The 18,996-nt window shown below is 51.0% G+C and carries 15 protein-coding genes; 3 read left to right on the forward strand and 12 right to left on the reverse strand.

The window, feature by feature from the left end:
• Positions 1 to 426: 426 nt before the first annotated feature.
• Together FJV47_RS04580 and FJV47_RS04585 are read left to right on the forward strand one after the other, a co-directional pair.
• Positions 427 to 1,662 carry a CDP-glycerol glycerophosphotransferase family protein gene (locus tag FJV47_RS04580; protein WP_159610479.1) on the forward strand — a complete coding sequence of 412 codons (1,236 nt, stop codon included), beginning with the start codon at positions 427 to 429 and terminating at the stop codon, positions 1,660 to 1,662.
• Positions 1,663 to 1,800: 138 nt separating this feature from the next.
• The gene (locus FJV47_RS04585) at positions 1,801 to 3,015 is read left to right on the forward strand and encodes a CDP-glycerol glycerophosphotransferase family protein (protein WP_159610481.1); all 1,215 of its coding nucleotides are present in this window, start codon (positions 1,801 to 1,803) and stop codon (positions 3,013 to 3,015) included.
• 81 nt (positions 3,016 to 3,096) lie between these two features.
• Here FJV47_RS04585 and FJV47_RS04590 read toward each other — a convergent pair whose 3' ends face one another.
• The 10 genes from FJV47_RS04590 to FJV47_RS04635 form a co-directional block, all read right to left on the reverse strand.
• Entirely contained in the window at positions 3,097 to 6,744 is a 3,648-nt protein-coding gene (locus tag FJV47_RS04590; protein WP_159610483.1) for a CDP-glycerol glycerophosphotransferase family protein, read from the reverse strand.
• Between the two features lie 157 nt (positions 6,745 to 6,901).
• Positions 6,902 to 8,176: a CDP-glycerol glycerophosphotransferase family protein gene (locus FJV47_RS04595; RefSeq protein WP_159610485.1), complete on the reverse strand. Its 1,275-nt coding sequence runs from the start codon at positions 8,174 to 8,176 to the stop codon at positions 6,902 to 6,904.
• A gap of 47 nt (positions 8,177 to 8,223) precedes the next feature.
• Positions 8,224 to 8,685, reverse strand: coding sequence for an adenylyltransferase/cytidyltransferase family protein (locus tag FJV47_RS04600; RefSeq protein WP_159610487.1), 462 nt, complete (start codon positions 8,683 to 8,685; stop codon positions 8,224 to 8,226).
• A gap of 169 nt (positions 8,686 to 8,854) precedes the next feature.
• Positions 8,855 to 10,108: a stealth family protein gene (locus tag FJV47_RS04605; protein WP_159610489.1), complete on the reverse strand. Its 1,254-nt coding sequence runs from the start codon at positions 10,106 to 10,108 to the stop codon at positions 8,855 to 8,857.
• A gap of 323 nt (positions 10,109 to 10,431) precedes the next feature.
• A complete protein-coding gene (locus FJV47_RS04610; RefSeq protein ID WP_159610491.1) occupies positions 10,432 to 11,322 on the reverse strand; it encodes a glycosyltransferase family 2 protein in 891 nt (296 codons plus the stop codon).
• A 44-nt stretch (positions 11,323 to 11,366) separates the two neighbouring features.
• Positions 11,367 to 12,188: a CDP-alcohol phosphatidyltransferase family protein gene (locus FJV47_RS04615; protein ID WP_235026340.1), complete on the reverse strand. Its 822-nt coding sequence runs from the start codon at positions 12,186 to 12,188 to the stop codon at positions 11,367 to 11,369.
• Positions 12,185 to 13,222 carry a glycosyltransferase family 2 protein gene (locus FJV47_RS04620; protein ID WP_159610493.1) on the reverse strand — a complete coding sequence of 346 codons (1,038 nt, stop codon included), beginning with the start codon at positions 13,220 to 13,222 and terminating at the stop codon, positions 12,185 to 12,187. The genes FJV47_RS04615 and FJV47_RS04620 overlap by 4 nt, the downstream gene beginning before the upstream one ends.
• A gap of 7 nt (positions 13,223 to 13,229) precedes the next feature.
• Entirely contained in the window at positions 13,230 to 14,087 is an 858-nt protein-coding gene (locus FJV47_RS04625; protein WP_370514950.1) for an ABC transporter ATP-binding protein, read from the reverse strand.
• A 10-nt stretch (positions 14,088 to 14,097) separates the two neighbouring features.
• Positions 14,098 to 14,946, reverse strand: coding sequence for an ABC transporter permease (locus FJV47_RS04630; protein ID WP_159610495.1), 849 nt, complete (start codon positions 14,944 to 14,946; stop codon positions 14,098 to 14,100).
• 135 nt (positions 14,947 to 15,081) lie between these two features.
• Positions 15,082 to 16,149: an LCP family protein gene (locus tag FJV47_RS04635; protein ID WP_159610497.1), complete on the reverse strand. Its 1,068-nt coding sequence runs from the start codon at positions 16,147 to 16,149 to the stop codon at positions 15,082 to 15,084.
• Positions 16,150 to 16,650: 501 nt separating this feature from the next.
• Here FJV47_RS04635 and FJV47_RS04640 point away from each other — a divergent pair.
• Positions 16,651 to 17,289 (forward strand): SGNH/GDSL hydrolase family protein, encoded by a 639-nt coding sequence (locus tag FJV47_RS04640; protein ID WP_159610499.1) that lies wholly within the window; start codon positions 16,651 to 16,653, stop codon positions 17,287 to 17,289.
• Positions 17,290 to 17,445: 156 nt separating this feature from the next.
• On the opposite strand, the gene galU is transcribed toward FJV47_RS04640, so the two are convergent.
• Both galU and coaD read right to left on the reverse strand, forming a co-directional pair.
• On the reverse strand, positions 17,446 to 18,345 hold the full coding sequence (galU, locus tag FJV47_RS04645) for a UTP--glucose-1-phosphate uridylyltransferase GalU (protein ID WP_159610501.1): 900 nt from the start codon (positions 18,343 to 18,345) through the stop codon (positions 17,446 to 17,448).
• An 89-nt stretch (positions 18,346 to 18,434) separates the two neighbouring features.
• Entirely contained in the window at positions 18,435 to 18,902 is a 468-nt protein-coding gene (gene coaD / locus FJV47_RS04650; RefSeq protein ID WP_159610503.1) for a pantetheine-phosphate adenylyltransferase, read from the reverse strand.
• Between the last annotated feature and the right edge of the window lie 94 nt (positions 18,903 to 18,996).

Consider the following 18,996-nt stretch of genomic DNA (forward strand, 5'->3'; position numbering starts at 1 on the left):
CGGCGAACGGCCGAGATCCCTGGTTGAAAAAACCAGTGGCGAGTTGCGATCGAGTGCGTCATGTGACGATCGATCAGAACGCTTTTCGCTAATGATGACTCCTACTAAACATAGTCCGACATTTCATCTTAGCTTGCCGCGACCCAAGTTCCCAAACTGAAACCAGCCAAAGAACCTAGATGTTGGTGTTGCACTCACCACAGCATATCGCAGCAACAAGTTTAAGTCAGAGAACCGCAACACCATCGCTTAACGCTCAACTATCGAAATTTACTAACTGAGGAACGCGCTACCTGAGGGAATTTAGGTCATAAGCTCCGAATTCGCTAGGTACATAGAGATTTCAAGGCATGTCGACAGCCCCTAACTACTTCTCCACCTTATGCTTGTGAGAAACAGGGCATTACTAGTGGTAAAGGATTAGAGATGAAGGTGTTTCATACCTTGAATAAGGTGACAAGCCATGCCTCCCGGTTCCTTGCCACTAGGCGTCAAAGAAACTTCATTGATCATCACGCAACCGAACTTTTTCACGCTCCCACCGGGGAGGACCGATACAAGGTTGCCGTGTACTTCGCCGACGAGATGATCAACGCTTATCAGATTCGTCAGTGGTACGAACCAATGAAACGTCTGGCTGAATTCTTGCCCATAGTTGTCATTGTTCGACGCCCCGATACCGCACTAGCTTTACGTGAAGAATGCCCACTGCCGGTTCACTACGCGCCATCTATCGAAGATGTCGAACGACTCGTTGATTCGCAGGACCTGCGGTTGGTGTTCTACGTTAACCAAAATGTCAGTAACTTCCAGATGATGCGCTTTAACGAACCTGATCATGTGTTCATCTGCCATGGCGAAAGCGAAAAGGCTTACATGTGGTCCAACCAGCTCAAGGCATATGACTATGTCTTTACTGCCGGAAGGGCTGCCCAGGACCGCTTGGCCTTGCATCTACGTAATTTCGAAACCCAAAAACGCACGCGTCTAATTGGGCGCCCTCAGATTGATGTCACATACCCGGCTCCAACGACGCTGAACCCTGAACTGCCAACTGTGCTGTACGCCCCAACATGGGAGGGCGACCGCCCTTCGATGAAGTATGGATCAGTTGTTTCTCACGGTGAGAAATTGGTCGAGGCATTGATCAATGACGGCGGGTTCAACATCATCTTCCGTCCGCACCCACGCTCAGGTATGAGTTCTGATGCCTACGGCAAAGCAGTGGACAGAATTCGCAAGAAGCTCGAAACCGCCAACGTAGCCTCGGGCGCGCAATTGATCTTCGATGACTCCTCGCAGTGGGGGTGGCAATGGTCTGCCTCGGACGCATGCATTACAGATATTTCGGCCGCTGCCTACGATTTCTTGGCAACGGGAAAGCCGATGTTCGTGACCAAACCTGTGGCTCGTGAAGCCATGGTGACTGACTCACCGGCTTTGTCCAAACTCCCAGCGCTGAGTTGCGAAGTTGCCGCTAATCTTCCTTCGTTAGTTCGTGGAGCCCTAGCGGAAGAGAATGCGGACTTCAACGAAATCGTGGAGTACTACTTTGGCGATGTCACGCACGGCGAAAGCATGCATCGGTTCCTTACCGAATCGCTCAAGCTTGTTGTTGGCGAGATCCAGTCGGAGAAACTTCCGCTGCGCAGGGCCGCTTAGAACTAAATTCAGTGGGAAGGTACGGATGCCTGAGTCATTTACGCTTCACACACAACGACTCTGAACAAGGATCCCGAAATAACTGATCTGGGGAATTATGCTTGATTATGCGTCTAATTAAGTGGTGAGGGATCATAAATGAACATAGTAAGCACCATCGGTAAAGTCTATGACAAGATGCAAACGAGCATCGCAACAAGACGGAACCTCAAGTTCATTCAGACCCATGCTTCAGAACTACGCCATTTACCTGTCGGGGCTGGACGGTACAAGGTCGCCTTGCACTTCCCCGATGAAATGATCAATGCCTATCAAGTCCGGCAATGGTACGAACCGTTGATGGCCTTGGCTGAGTTTGTTCCAGTCGTCATTATCGTGCGCAGCCCTGAGACAGCATTACATCTGCGTAAGGAGTGCCGTCTGCCGGTTCACTATGCAGACTCAATCAAAGACGTTGAGCGGCTGATGAAATCGCAGGATCTTCGTGTGGTGCTCTACCCCAACCAGAACATTCGCAATTTCCAAGTCTTGCGTTTTAATGAACCTAACCACGTTTTCGTTTGCCACGGCGAAAGCGAAAAGGCGTATATGTGGTCCAACCAGCTCAAGGCCTACGATTACGTATTTTCTGCCGGTCAAGCAGCCAAAGACCGCTTGGAAAAACACCTTCGAAATTTCGATGCGTCATCGCGTTGCCGCCTAATCGGCCGGCCACAGATTGACGTAGACTATCCAGCGCCAGTACAGATCACCAACGAACTGCCAACCATCCTCTACGCACCAACGTGGGAAGGCGACCGGCCTTCCATGAGATACGGTTCTGTGCAGTCCCACGGTGAAAAACTCATCGACGCGCTGATCAATGATGGCGGTTTTAACATCATCTTTAGGCCTCATCCACGTTCGGGACAAAACAGCACGACGTACAAGCAGACGTTGGAACGAATTGCGAGCAGCCTGCAAGCACACAACGAATCTTCTAAGGCTCAATACATAGTTGACGATTCGCTGCATTGGGGATGGCAGTGGTCCGTAGCGGATCTCTGCATTACAGATATCTCTGCGGTCGCTTACGATTACCTCGCCACGGGAAAACCCATGTTCGTCACGAAACCGGTATCCGCTGAGGCCACCGTGGACGACTCGGCAGCGCTGACGCATCTGCCCGAACTGCGCGCTTCAGACGTGCAACAGATTGGCCAGATGGCCCGTAAGGCTCTGAGCCAGGAAAACCTCAAGCAACAAGAATTGGTCAACCATTACTTCGGTGATGTTTCCCCAGGTGCGAGCATGAACCGATTCATCAACCAAACACTCGCCCTAGTGAATGAGTCTAGCCCCACGCAAGGCTAGTCCAATTTCTTACAGGCCAATGGCGTCAGTCCCCTAAAGGAACTGACGCCATTGGCATTTGAAGAAATCCTTGCATCCCTCTTACTTGAAGAAGCGTTCGATGACGCGTCGTGCTGCATTGCCATCATCGTGCGGAGCGAACTTCCTGATGAATTCTTCTCGGTCCACTCCCGGCAGGTCATTCCCAGCCAAGGCAGCAGCTAGTACATCCCAAAGCTCGTGTTCTTCTTCTACGATTGGCCCGGGCAGCGCACTCTCATAGTCCAAGTAAAAACCACGAAGGTTGTCTCGGTAATTTTCTAGGTCGTATGCATAGAAGATAATCGGGCGACGCAACAAAGAGTAGTCAAAGAAGACCGAGGAATAGTCGGTAATCAATACGTCCGAGGCTAGGTACAGTTCCTGAATATCAGGATGACTTGAAACATCAATAATTCGATGCCGTAAGCTCTCGGGAATTGACACTGCATTTGATACCAAAACGTGCATACGCAGCATCAGGATCGTATCCTCGCCGAAACGCCGGTCGAATTCTTCCAAATCCATGGGCAGATCGAATCTGAACTTGCCACGGCTCGAAGAAGCGTCATCCCGGAACGTCGGAGCGTACAGGACCGTCTTTATCCCAGCTGATATGGCCAGTTCATCGCGTACCCGTTGCTCAATCTGCTCGGCGTCCTCACCGGTCAAGATATCGTTTCTCGGATAACCGAGCTCTACAGCTTCACCGGAAAACGCGTAGGCAGAACGCATAACGTCGCTGGTGTAGCGCGAGGGAGAAATCAAGTGAGTCCACTGACGTGTCGCGCGAGTGACACGTTCGAGGTACCCCTCATCACGGCCATGGACTTCTCGGACGTCCAATGCCATTTGCTTCAGCGGAGTCCCGTGCCACGTCTGCAAAAATACACCCTTCGTGCGGCGTTGCAGATAATGAGGGAAATTTTGGTTGTTGACCCAGTAATTGGCGCGCGCCAAGTGCCAGAAGTATTCCGGAGATAATCGTTTGACGGTTGTGGTCAAGGGGTCGGTGAAGCGGTGCTTTCCCGAGTAGACCCACACCTTACGACGGGTGTCTCCCTGTCGCACTAATTCTTCATAGATATAACGAGGCGAGTCACCGTACTGACGGCCCAGACCAGATTCAAAAATGATCAGGTCTTCATCCATCGGTGCAAGCTTGTATAGCTTAAAAGCCTTTTCCATGATCTCGAAGTACCGTTTGTGCCGACGGAACTTATTCTTCAATCTCACCGGTAGTTCAGCACGCCAGCCTGAGCTTGGTTTGCTGCGCAACTGCGCTGCTTCAATTTCTGCGGTGACTCTACGAGAGTTGTTTTGGTCCTGATGGGTCAGGAAGACATCAGCACGCTGACGGTACTGCTCCTCCATCACCTTGCCGCGGTCCAGCGTATCTGAAAGATCAGCAAGCAACGTTTCGCTGTCAAAAGCAATGCGTCCTGGCAATTCTTCGTCCAAGTTCAAGTGCGAACCATTGCGGCCCAAGAAACGCGCACGATCAAACTGATAGTAGTGAACCGGTTTATGCAGGAAGCTGAAATCGAAATTCACCGATGAATAGTCGGTCACCATGACCGCAGCGGTTTTGATCAGTTCCTGGACATCAACCTCACCCTGAACGATCAGACGTGCTGGAGCACCGGCAAAGTGATCCCTGAACTGCATCATATTCGGATGAAGACAGAACACGACTTCCAAGTCATGTTTGTCTACGAGTCTCTTGAGCTCAACAGAGTTCAGTAGGTTTTTCCATTGCTCCAAGTATTCGGATTCTAGGAAAACTTCTTCGTTCTGCAACCAGTCACGCCAGGTTGGAATGATCAGTAACAGGTTCTCATTGGTTGCCGGCTCTGGGGCCAGTAGTGCATCAAAACGAGAAAGGCCAGTAACTTTGACTTCGTCTGGCGAATACAGAAAATCGTTGACGATGTACTGCTTCTCACGTTCCGAGGAAACCATGAACAAGTCCGTGGCGAAGCCTGGCGCATTCTTACCGTAGTTCGGAACCATCCACTTAGTGCCCATGACACCATGCTGCAAGAATACGCGGGTCGCTCGGCACCGTGAAGAGAAACTGTGGTGCCGCGTCGGGTAAAGATAGTCGGCGTGGTGAGTACCGACAAAACGTTGGGCGCGAATCGCCAATTCAAAGTGCTCTTTACTTCCGTGGAATACAACGTGGTCCATGGATTCAAAGTTGCGCAAATCAGGAGCATTTTGATCGATGACATAGTAGGCATCGATATCTGGGCGTTCATTACGGAGGTACTTAAACAAATGCAGGGCGTTGTCTTGAGCTTTATAGGAGAGTTCACCAATGATCCAGATGGGCTTTGCATCCGACGGCTGGTCGATGGGGAAACTGCGCTGGTGTGCGTCCTTCAATACCGCAAAAGCCTCTTTGTCGAATACTTCGAGGATGAGCGAAGTAGATTTGGCTTTAAAGGTGAAGTATGGGGAGATCGCAAGCGTCTTCTCCCCGACGGTGATGGCACCGGCCCGTGTGGTGCTTCGAACCGCGAAGGGAGTGCGAGTCACACGAAGGCGCGATGGCTCACCTCCTGCTTGAGAGGACACCAGCAGATAGAGATCGTAGTTGTCTCCACGATCCACCTCGCTCCAGTCGAACGATGCGAAGTCCAAGGAAGCCGACCAGTTGTAGATAGCGCGGCCGAACCTCTTTGAGGCCAGATCCTCATCAAAGCTCAGCTTGACCGGGGTCCGAACGGCGAACTGCGATTTACGACCAACCAGTTGCAAAGTTACCGAAGAGAGGCGATCACTTTGTGTATCCAGCACGCCGCCCAAGGAGAGAGTACCGCCGTGGACCTGAGTGATATCGGTACGGATTCGGTGCCTAAAACGCAGCGGACGATTTATCGCCAAGGCGACCTCGGCCTTTTTGTTGATGTACAGGCCAACGCTGCGTTCTTGGGACTCGTAAAGCAGTTCCTGACTGACGCGCGTTGAAGGGAACCGCCCCAAAATCCGGTGAGCAATCACTGGACCGTCAAGGACCAACTCACCCGCGTTCAACTGTTCACGGACAATTTTACGGCGAAGCAACTCACCATCTTCAGTCAGCTGCAGCCAAGCAATGCCTAGCGGTAGAGCGTCAAAATCTACGGTAAATGACAGCGCAAGACGAACGGTTCCGGAGTACAAGTTATCTTCCAGAACAACATCGTTGTCTTCGGCTTCCTCGACTTCTGCATCGCCCAATTCCACGTCGTCGTCTTCAACGTCGGTGGGATCCAGATCTGCTTCTTCGGTAGTGGCGAGGCCGGCCAACGATTCACGATAATCGTGCCATTGGTCCAACAACGGCGCTAGTGGAATCTCGGCATGGACTTGATGAAGCTCTCGCTCATTGACCTTAACCACTTTTGAGGACAGTGGTGTTAGTGAATCGACGATATTGCGACCATGCAGAACCGATATAGCCTGCACATCATGTGCGACGCAGGTGTCTAGATGTAAAGCATCCCCGCGAACAGTAATATCGAGTTCTTGATATCCCTTGTAGTAGCGATACTTCTTACGCCTTAAACGTTGGGCACGCACAGACTGCATCGCTGACTGAGCAATGTCTTGCATAGATCGAATTTCAACTGCCACGAAAAGTCCTTCAAGGTTTCGGCTGACCTTCCGTTCAAGTTTCCGGAAGACCAGCTTGTAGTCATGCAGGACCAACATCAGTGGGGTCATCGTAACTGCTGTTACCCCGACCACCACTATGTGACCCAGTGACCAAGACTACCTTTCGTGGGCAGTGAAATCAGACAAAACCGCCACGACATCTCAGCAAAAAATAATCAGTACTCAGCTGGCGTTTGGTTTCAAGGATCGAAAAGTGCGCTCCGTTCTAGCTGTGCCATCCACGGAAATTGACCAGGTTCGCTTCGCGCTCAACGATCAGTTCCTGCACGAATTCTTGGAACTTCTTGGTCGATTCACCACGGCTGAGATCCCCAAAGTAGAACTTGCGCATTTCAAGGCGCTGTTCACGATGACCATCAATGCTCCAGGCATCGTTAAGAAGAGCGGGTAGCTCTGGCAGCGCTTCTTGATCGATTACATGACATGCCTTGGTGATCGGAGCATCCCGGTGAAGGTTTTCTCGGTTATTTCGACGATCCGAGATCACCAGCGGCTTTTCCGGGTGTAGGTACAGGTAGTCCAAGCCAACGCTAGAAACATCGGTGATGAGCGCATCCGTAGATTCGAACATGGCAAGGATGTTGCCCTGCTCAGAAATGACGTGGTTGTTACCCTCGTCGATGGAAGCTTGAAGCATCTCCATGATCTGCTGGTGCGCCTGTGCCACCCCTGGAGTCTTGCTCGATTGCACGCGAGGATGCGGCTTATAAATCACGCGCAGTTCCGGGTTTTCCAACAAGGACTCGACAATGGCAACACCGTAGTGGTCCAACGAGGTGTAGTTGTTATCCTCGTTTTCGCCTTCCCACGTCGGTGCGTACATGACATCAAACTTCTGACTTGCTTCAAGTTCAAGCTCAAAATCAATATCCAGCTGTGGGCGACCAGTGACCATCAACTTACTAAAGTCAAAGCCAATCAGCATAGCTTCGTGACGCTTGATAGCAGCCGGGCCGGCAACAAAGACTTTGTCATAGGCTTTAGCCTTGTTGGACACCATAGAGAGCTTGTCGCTCTCACCATGATTCACGTGAACGTGAACCAGCCGAGGATGATCCAAGGACTGGAAGTTGCTACGCGAATTGTTGACGTAGATCACCAGCTTTAGATCATTATCGTCATAGGTATCCATCAAGTCTGAGAATCGACGGACAAATACCTTCGGAAGATCCGTAACCTTCCCAGCTGCGTTAAAGGCGCTGATGGTGCGGAAAACTAGGAGAACTTCTTCCTTCTGATGAAGTTCCTCAAGTACCGGAAGCCACTGGTTGATCTGGTAAATCTTGTCTGCCCCGTCACCGAAGTAGACTGCCACAGTACCGGGCAGCGGTACATTGGACACACCAACGTTGGCACCGCCTGGCTTGTTAACAAAGCCCATCGCTCGGGTGATACGTTTGCCCACGGGTCGGCTACCTACTTTACGTAGTACGCCTTTCACGCTGGATTTGATGGAAGTGGTGAACTGCTCGCTGGACATAGGATCTTTCAATATGGTGCTTCAACTGCTTGTGGCACAAGGCGTGCTTAGCTCAGTTCTTTAACAATCTGGCTCAGGGTATCCAAGGTGTCCTTCAGCGACTGAACGTGACGCTCATCAAATTCGCTGAGCACTCGCTTGAGTTCCGTGGTTGAGATTCCGTCGGTGCGTGGCAGGTAGATGACCTGAACTTCGTCGTCAAGGTCGTCGAATTTGCCCTTCCAGTCTTCACCGATGCCAAAGACCTTGGCATCATACTTGGCAATGTCTAAACGCTTCTGTTCCCAGTTTTCTTCTGGGATGGCCAAGTCGACATACTCAATAGCTTGAACGATTTCGCGGCGCTGTTCAAAAGGAACGACTGGCTTCTTACCCTTGATGGCATTGAACTCATCGGTTGAGACGCCAACAATCAGGCGGTCTCCTTCAGCCTTCAGACGCTTGAGGATGTTCAAGTGTCCGATGTGGAACAGGTCAAAAGTTCCGTAAGTCAGTACTGTCTTGGTCATTCGTGTTCTCCTGCTGTTATGAACAAAATAATACCTCGGTTGCGAGTCCCACTTCTCAGGATAGTCGCACCTGACTTGTAATTGTTCATGTGACTAGCTATTTGTAAGTTTGTTCATAGTCTTCGAAAATCATGTCATCTAGAGCTGGACGAAATCTGAATGTCGAATGTCACTTTTCATACGAAGATTTGAACGGGAACAACGCGTCAAGTACGCGCTTTGTCAGTCTTCCTCGTTTTTCCTTCTCACTCACGCTGGCGACCTCATTTAGGCAAAACATTTGCATACCACGCCCACGAACGAGTCTATAGAGCTTCATCGGCAAATGATCGCCGCCCAAATCAACGTATGAATAGTCAACGTCAGCTGGGACACCAACGCCTTCGGCTGCCGCAACATAGTGCGCAAGCGAGGAAGGAACAGAGACATCTTCGACGTGTCGGAACTTGTGCCTAGCAGTCGACTGGACTTCAGCAGTAAACGATTCTCTAATTAGTTCGTGGATACTGCGTAGCTGCGGATGAGCAACGTGCTTGAACTTCAGCGACGTTGTTTTGCCGTATTTTGACTCGATGAGCTCAGCATTCAGCTTAGCGGCCAAATTTACTGCAAGGCGCGGGTTTGTTGCTTCCGCGTAGTGGGCCTTCGCCAATGAATACTTCACAGCACCACTGCCAGTAAAGAAGACATTTGGGGACATAGGACGACCAAAAAATATATCGTCGTTCACGTAGATGAAATGCTCCGAAAGACCATCGATCTTCGATATCTGAGTCTCGATGGCATGCGAGTTGAAAGTTGGCAGGCATTCCTCTGGTGAGTCGAAAATGTCCGCGTGGCTAATGACCTTAATTTTGCTGTTATCCGTGTTTAGCCAACAGGGAACTTGTCCCGCCGTTACCAAATAAATATTCCGTACCCATGGCAGGTTCATTTCCAATGATCGAAGGGAATATTTGAGCTCATCTCGAGACGTATAACGCCCGAGATCTCGACTCGTCGGGTGAGATTCCCCTACTGGCACTGATTGTTTGAATTCTCTATAGGAGGACTGCCAGACAGGATCTGACGAATCAACCCAGGTGTAGACTGCGTCAATCGGCGATGTGAAGTCTTGAATGTCAGGGGATGGAGTCTTTCCATCTGAATAGACAGCCCACAGCGCTCCCAACCCGGACTGACGCCTACGCGCAATACCCGAGCCCGAATGAGATCTTTGAACGGACCATACTTGCAGTGCACCGAAACTGGCAGCCACTGCATCCGCTCTAGTTAGCCGATAGCCGGTCGACGAGAGTTCCTCGACGAGTTGGTCCCACCCGGATTTTGAAACACATAAGATTCCTGAAATCGGGTCTTGTGAAAATTCAATCCCTATTCCAGCAGCGATGGATTGAGATCCATCAATGTTGGCGGCTCGCACTTGAGGAATACTCAGAGATGTATCTGCGGTGTTGTTGGTTGACCAGAATAGAATCTGCTTCCAGACCGAATCTGGGAGTCTACGGCTGAGCTTTCCTTTCCACCCGCGGATTCCCAATCTACACACCGTCCAGCATTTCAAAAAGTAACAAATCTGATAAGCACCATCGCGCTTCGTTCATGAACATTCTACCGCCTGTTCATCTAAAATTAGAACAGACCAATGAGAAACACGAAATCCACCGGCCGTGAGGCTTCATCGCCTCGACGCTTTTATGCAGCATTGAATGTAGCAGAGGTGCAATTTTTGATACTCTTAGTGACTCAGATAATCGGTGGACGCCCTGACAGAGTCATCCTCAGTAGCGTATTCCATCGAAGCTTAGCTCGTGGCTCTTTATACCAAGGGCTACCCTTCCATCCAGCTTTCCAACCCGCTAGATACTGCTTCACCGCATTTGGCTTATCGCGCATTCGCAGACATTCAATCAGCATCCAGGTAGTCGGGTAGATGTAATTGAAGGGAACCGGAAGGTTTCGTCGGGCAAGCCAAACTCGGTTACGAGCATTCAGGCGGTAGAACTCTTCGTGCCTGCGTGGATCTACCACCGGGTGAGCAATTCGCATGTCACCTGCGTACCAAACGTAAGTACCGGTGTCCCAAATTCGCCAGGCCAATTCAATACCCTCGTGTGCGTACCAGAAACCTCCGGCCCACCCTCCTGTGAGGTCAAAAAGCTCACGGGTAGTCACCAAGCAGGTCTCTCCTACATGGAAGACTTTGCTTGGTTCCTCAGCGGTGCGCTTCTTCAGGCGTGGGATCCATCGCGTCGGATTCTGATCGCTGTGTTCCGGGTCGGTGATTCGCGGCTGCAAAAGACCCATCCGCGGATACTTCTTGAATCTCTGTATTGCGTTGATTAAGAAGTCATCATCGAGGAACCACGAATCATCATCCAGGAAGCAAAGGTATTCGCCCTCTACTTGAGGGACACCGGCATTCCGTCCGGCAGGGATGCCAAGGTTCTCAGGCAGAAAATGTGTCTTAATCCCGCTAGGGATATCGGTCGGATCCCAACCGTTTCCCACTACTACCGCGTCGATAATGACGTCTCTCTGAGCGAGCATTGAGTCAAGAGCACGACGCAATTCAACCGGACGGTTGCCCATGGTAAGTACGACAACACCGATTGTTGGAGCCAATCGCTTTTCCATGCACTCCCCTTTCCGTTGATTCAAGTTCTTACTGTTCTTAGGAGTTACGCTTTCAAACGCGATGACACCATATTTGACAAGAAATGTCCTACATTGACCAACACGCAGGCTGGCAGCAAGATCCAGATCATCCACTTTTCGGCCATGCCAGGTGTCCCTGCCAGCGCTGAAATTATGGAACACACCAGAATGATCAGGCTGAGTTCCACAGCATGCAGTAAACGGTGGAACGGAAGAAAACGAGCTAGAGAACGAAGTCGCCCAATTAGCGTGGTGGTTGAAACTGCTCTTGCTGCTGCAGTGTCAGGAAGCTTACCCAGACCCGCCATGCCGCGAGCAGCGTGAACCATCAGCGACTGTGAACGGTTGAGCACCAGAAGCACTGCCAAGCATGCCCCCATGAAAAGGGTCGGCCAGGCCTGATTGCTGAGCTCGCTTTGAGCAGAAAGCTCATTGAACACCCGATATCCCAAAGCGATAGGGATCAAGGCTTCGGTCGTGTGGTGGCCAACCATGTCGATGAAGATGCCGCGTGGCGACTGCGAAGCACGCCAACGTGCTACTTCACCATCTGAGCAATCGAAGTACAACTGCACTTGCGACAAAACAATGGCAAGGATTGGCCCCCAAATGCCTGGGATCAGTAAGGCTAACGACATACACCAGCCGGCCAAAATCATCAGACCTGTCACGCCATTAGCAGTAATGCGAGTCCGTACTAGAACGGCAGTTAGATAGATGGAAATGTGCCGTAGATATAGCTCGGCTGTCCAGTGCTCCGCGTTCTTGCGCGCCTTAACCTCAGGTGGCTGGCACACTTCCCGCAACTGTTCGAGGGTGGGGTTTTTGGGCCGTTCCACGCTCACTTCACACGACCTTTATCCAAGGTACCTGCAGCACCAAAGATTCGTCCTTTGACGAATCCAGCAGCCCACGGCAGGTGAATAGATTGAAAAGCTACGGCTGTCAGCAGCTTCTCTTTCAAATTTTCGCCCTTAGACGCGAGGCCCGCGGCTACTGTTCCTCCCACGTAAACCAATGGTGCAGACGCGGCCAGACCGATGAGAGACTGTACCGGACGGGAAACACGGCCCCGGGTCAAGGGAGCCGCGATCAATGCAAGAGAACCGATTCCGACACCGGCCAACAATAACGGTGGGATATCATGGCGCAACGATTTACCCTCAGGGAATCGGCGAGCAATCTCACCTCGCCAAGTACCCGAAGAATAAGACTGCAAAGCAAGATCTTTGAAGTTATCGCGAGGGTAATAACCGACCTTTAGCTCTGGATCAAACCACACCTTGTGTCCGGCCTGACGTATGCGTAAACACAGTTCCCAGTCTTGAGCACGCCACATGTTTTCGTCATAGAAACCAACCTCATCAAAAATTTCACGACGGAAGATCCCAAGGTACGCTGACTCCGCTTCGCCTTCTGGTGCACCGGAGTGGTAAGCCGGTCCACCAAAGCCAAACTTCGAGTGGTACGCGGCAGCGATAGCACGCTGGACAGGTGTCTTTCCTCGCGCATCCATCAGTCCACCGACGTCATGGGCGCCTACGCGGTTGAGCGTTTCAACGCCCCGACGCGTGTAATTCTCGGGAAGTTCACTGTGAGCGTCCACGCGCATAATAATCGGATGCGAAGACTTCCGGATGGCCAGGTTCAAGGCGATGGGCGTGCGACCTAGCGGATTATCGACCAAGATTAGTCGCGGGTCGGAGGCGGCCAATCGCCGTGCTACTTCATCCGTTTCATCCGTACTTGGGCCCAGAGCAATAACCAGCTCCTTATCACCGTCATAGTCCTGAGTGAGAATTGAGCTGACTGCTTCTTCTAGGTAATCAGCTTCATTCAGCACTGGCATGACGTAGGAAACGCCGGGAAGTTCAGTCATTCGTCTCTTACTTCTTATGTTGCTGGTAGGCCTTGATCACGGTATCTGGATCTCCGTCCATTTTCTGGACACCCTTTTCAATCCAGATGCAACGGTTACAAGTTTCTTTGATTGAGTTCATCGAGTGCGACACCAAGAACACGGTTCCTGCATTCTCACGGATTTCACGAATCTTAGCTTCACTACGCTTGCGGAACTTCGCATCTCCGACAGCCAACGCTTCATCAACAATCAGGATGTCGTGTTCCTTAGAAGCTGCGATAGCGAACTTCAGGCGAGCGGCCATGCCCGAGGAATAGGTTCGCATGGGAAGGTCAATGAACTCTTCCAGCTCGGCAAACTTGGTGATCTCCTCACGCATCTGCTCAACCTGTTCGCGGTTGTAGCCAAGTGCCAAACCACCCAGAGTAATGTTCTTGTCGCCTGAAAGATCCGGGATTAGAGCTGCACCTACGCCAAGCAAACTTGGCCGAGACCGAGCGTAGACCGAACCCTCAGCAGGAGGAGTTAGACCGGTGATTGCACGCAGGAGTGTGGACTTACCAGAACCATTTGAACCGATGATGCCAATGGACTCATTCTCGTAGGCAACGAAGGAAATGCCCTTTAACGCATGCACCGTTCTCACGCCTCGCATTTTGGGCTGAAGAAGCTTTCGTCCCCCGGCGTTGCCGACCGCTTTGCCGCTGGAGAAAACTTGGTACTTCACGTGAAGGTTATCGACCATCACTACCGGTTGCCGCGACTCATCAACGGTCAGCTTAGAAGACTTAATGTCTTCAGGCTTTACTACATCAATGAATGACGTATCGTCAGAAAAAATTGGGGCTGGCTCATACTCTGGATGCAATCCAGGGTTGATCAGATCATCAAAACTAATTGGCACGGCCGTAACGCTCCTCAGCCTTCCAGAAGTAAACAAGTCCAATGACTAAGACAGCGACGGCCCAAACGCTGACAATGATCCAGCTTGTTGCGTTGTATGGGGAATCGTTCATGATCATTGCTCGCGCGAGGTGCAGGGTCTGATACAAAGGGTGGAAATCAAAGACGGTGACCAGCCATGGCCAGTGACCCAATAAACGGTCTACGTCGAACAGGACTCCGGAGCTGTAGAACAGCATACGAGAGACAAGCGGCAGGATCTGAGTGAAGTCCCGAATATGTACTGTTATTCGAGCGCAAATCAGTGCGATACCCATATTGAACACAGAGAAAATAGCGATGAGTGGCAGAATGCCAAACCATGACCATTTCGGTGTCGTGCCAAGAATCAGAGCATAGACAAACATGACCAACACCATTGGCATCAAAGTCAGAAGATTCTGCGTAACTTGGGCAACTGGCAAGCTCAGTCTAGGGAATGAGAGTGACTGAACTAGCGCCGAGTTTCCCGTGATGGATTTGGCTCCACCATTCATTGAGCTGGTGAAGAATTCAAAGAGGAATACCCCGATCACTACGAAGACCGGGAAATCTGGCCCCTTCTTATCTCCCTGCAAGACACCGAAAATCACACCGTACATGATGGCGTTCAACGTTGGCTTCAGTACAACCCACAGCATTCCCAATCGGTTCTGTTGGTTCTGCTTCTGAACCCGAGCCTTCGCCAACTCGTAGATGAAATCGCGGCGTTCCCAAGTTTGCTTAAGATAGCTGCCCAATGAAGGGCGCGCACCTACACGGTGCAAGCCGAACTTGTCGGCCTCCTCTGCAACTGTCATCCCCAAAAGTCCTCATTCTCGAACGCTAACTGTAGCTCTCTTCGTAAGCACAGATGCTCAAAGTCTAGTAGATAGGTGCGGTGTTCTTCGCGATCCACCCTGAGTAAGCGCGGATTTGTCACACCGATCACATGATTATTCCCCTTCGGGCGGATTTTCCTTCAAGTACTTGGCCAGGTTGTCAGTGCGCAAAGCTTCACCAATTTGGGCGACGGCCTTCTCGCTAGCAAGTTCAATGGATTGCCCGCGTCCGTCCACCGAAGTACCTGCAGTTGGCATGGTAAACATTTCCATGTTGTTCGTATCAACATTTTTTAGTTGCATCCCAAGCCCGACAAGAGTTGCGGCATCAAAGTCCTCATCAAAAGTCAGATAAGGCGAAACAGTATCCACGATGTCGTAAAGCTTAACTGGGTTTGTGAGTGTATCCGCGGACAACAACTTGTTGGCCGCCGCGGCGATGAACTTCCGTTGATTTGCCACACGCTGATAATCGCCGTTGGTGAAGGACTTGCGTTCTCTAACGAATCGAAGCGCTCTGTCTCCCTCAAGGTCCACGGTTCCCTCAGGATAGAAGTAATCGGTGTCATTGGCGGTGAAAGGGATCTCGTTCTCAACAGTCACGCCGCCCAAGGCAGTTGATAGTTCCTTAAACCCTTCAAAGTCGACCATGGCGATATGATCAATCTTCGTATCAAACATGCCTTCAACAGTTTGCATGAGCAACGGCACGCCGCCAAAGGAGACTGCTGCGTTAAGTTTATTTTTCCCATATCCAGGTATGTCAACGTACATGTCGCGGACCATGGACATCACATAGATCTGGGAGCGGTTCTCGGGGATGTGAACCAACATCATCGAGTCACTGCGCTGTTCTACTGCACCGCTGAGGGCAGCTGATCCGTCGCTGTCGTCATCGGCGTGGTCCACGCCAAGCATTAACACGTTCATCGACTTGTCGTCTGGATCTTTGACCGGACGAGCCTCTTGATCAGAGTCTGAGAAAGCCAGAGACAGGGAGTTGCTCTTGGAGTTGAACTGACGCTGAAGGTCAAAGACGAAATAGCCTGCACCAAGAACGCAGATCAACATCGTTGCTACGACAGCGACGAGGACGTTGCGGGTTCTCTTTTTCTTGCGTTCAACTTCTTTACGCGCACTTCGCGAAGCGAAGAGCGTTGATTCGCGTGCATCTTTTTTCAATCCAACTCCACCGGGTTATCACTGCGAAGCCAACGGACAACTCGGGAGACTTCATGCAAGGGAACACAATACCCAAGATTCTTGTGCTTGCGCTGAATGCTTGAGCGCATTACACCAGTGATAAATACCACGAATACGTAATGAAAGACCAATGGAGAAAGTCCTGCATTCAGATTCAACATCTGTTTGAACTCCAAAGATTCTCAAATATTTCGAATTTTTGGCGATCAACTTGAAACAGCAAAAATTGTTATCTCAAGTGTAGAGCGCCGGCGAAACTTGCTCAGAATCGGTAATTCTCCGTGTGGCTTATCAGATTTGAAGAGTCGTCCCGGCTTCACCCAGGCTCAGCCGATAAACTAGGAAGTGACTACGGGATTTACACAACTAAAGTGAGTGAAGCGAGTGCCAAACAACCCTATACCCACCATAAACTCAGTTGGTCGCAAACTAGCTATCGTTCTAATCGTAGTCATCGTTGTTGCCATTGGAGCAATCCCTATGGTTCGAAGCCTCCTGAAGGCACCGAGTTCCCCCGAATCAGCCGCGCCCGAAAAACCTTTCCAGTCCCCGGAATATCAAAGGGTGCTATTCGCCGGCGACTCCCTCACCGTTGGCCGAGATGCGGATAAGTTACCGCAGAGCTTCCGCGAACTGGTCGCCGGCGAGCTGCGAGCAGAGGGTACATCTTCCGTCACAACTATCGCCAAATCCGGAGCGCGGTTGAACTACATTGCTCAGAGCAAGAAGTTACCCAGCGACTTGGATCTAGCCATTGTCGAGCTCGGAACGAACGACATTAGATGGCAAACTCCGATCAAAGAGTTCAAGATTCAATACCAGAAATACTTGGCAAAGATCAATGCCAGTTCGCCGGAGGTCAAGCTAATCTGTCTTGGTGTTTGGCACGATCCAAAAGCCAAAATTACCCAGTCACTCGACCTCGTTATCAAATCCGTCTGCCTCGAACACAGTGGATCATACGTTCAAATTTCAGACCTCTTCGCACGTGCTAGCAACCGTGGACCTGCCGGTAGAGCTACCTGGAACGTGAAGTCCGATGCTTTCCATCCAAATAATGCAGGGCACCAGGCAATCGCCGCGAAGCTCCTCCACGAACTGCACGATAAAAGCAAGTAACAAGTGATGGATAAACAGAACTGTTACTCACAGTGATTCGTACCGCTTGATCTTTCATGGCTACGACGATGTAGCGTGCGACAAAAGGAAAGGCGACCTACCGGAGTAGGTCACCTTTCCTTTTGTTGCCGGGGCTAACGGAAAAATACTTGCCTATTAGTCTTCAAAACCTGCAACGAATTCCTTGAGCCAAGTCTTCAGGCCTTTGCCAAGGTCCTCATGATCTACCGCCAAGGTGATGTTCGCCTGCAGGTAGCTCAGCTTGTCACCGGTGTCGTACCGGCGACCGCGGAAGACCACAGCGTGAACTCCAGAACCTTCTCCATCTGCCGCAGCCAGCACCTGAAGGGCATCGGTAAGCTGAATTTCATTTCCACGGCCTGGAGCAGTGTGTTCTAGTACTTCAAAGACGCGTGGGTGAAGCAGGTAACGACCAATGATTGCCAAATTGCTTGGAGCCTCGTCCGCCGCAGGCTTTTCAACGAGCCCGTTGACCTTGACGAACTCTTCGCCTTCAACCACCGAGACGTCAGCACAGCCGTAGGCGCTGATCTGTTCCGGTTCAACTTCCATCAGTGCAATGACAGAGCCGCCGGTCTTCTGTTGAACTTCAGCCATAACTGACAACAACTCGTCACGTTCGTCGATGAGGTCATCACCCAACAGCACAGCAAATGGCTCGTCGCCAACATGCTGCTTGGCGCACAGCACTGCGTGTCCAAGGCCCTTCGGGTCACCCTGACGAACATAGTGAATATCACCCAAGTGCGTGGCTTCGTGAATTGCATCGAGCTTCTTCTTGTCGCCCTTAGCCTCTAGGGAGTACTCGAGCGATGGAACACGGTCAAAGTGATCCTCAAGCGCTCGCTTGCTGCGACCGGTGACCATCAAAAGGTCGGTGAATCCGGCCTTCACTGCCTCAGAAACGACGTACTGAATTGCAGGTTTATCGACAACTGGCAGCATCTCTTTTGGCATTGCCTTGGTTGCTGGCAGGAAGCGCGTACCCAACCCTGCGGCAGGGATTACAGCCTTAGTGATGACTCGTGGATTCATTGTATGAAATACCGTCCAAAAAGTGAGAGTGATCTTTCAAGAAACTAATCTTATATCTACCCCGTGTAATTACCAATTGCGTTACCTAGTTATTGGACTAGGCGCTTCTTGACAGAACGAGGGAAATACTCTGAGACGTCGCCGCCCAATGACTGCACTTCTTTCAGAAGTGAGGACGAAAGGTGCGTGAATCGAGTATCCGCTTGAAGAAATACGGTCTCAACTCCAGTCAAATGTCGATTCATGGTGGCCATGGGAATTTCGTAAGCATAATCAACTGTGCTTCGTAAGCCTTTAACAATGGCTTCGGCGCCATTTTCCTTGCAAAAATCAGCCAAAAGGCCTTGTCCCATTGGAACTGCCGAAACACCTCGCAACCCCCCAACAGTTTCCTCAACCATCGCCACGCGTTCATCTTCGCTAAACCGATATTTCTTGGAATAGTTAGTGGAGACCGCCACGATTACCTCGTCAAAAAGGCTCGCCGCACGCGCGATGATTTCAACATGGCCATTGTGGATGGGGTCAAAAGATCCGGGGCATACTGCTCTTCGCATGAACTGAATCTATCAAGAACTCAGCTCAATTGCTGGTTCTTAGGTAAATGTCATGCAACCATTTGGTGACGAAATGGCGAACAACCGCTGGTCA

Source organism: Glutamicibacter sp. JC586 (assembly GCF_009805585.1).
In the GTDB taxonomy this organism is placed as follows: domain Bacteria; phylum Actinomycetota; class Actinomycetes; order Actinomycetales; family Micrococcaceae; genus Glutamicibacter.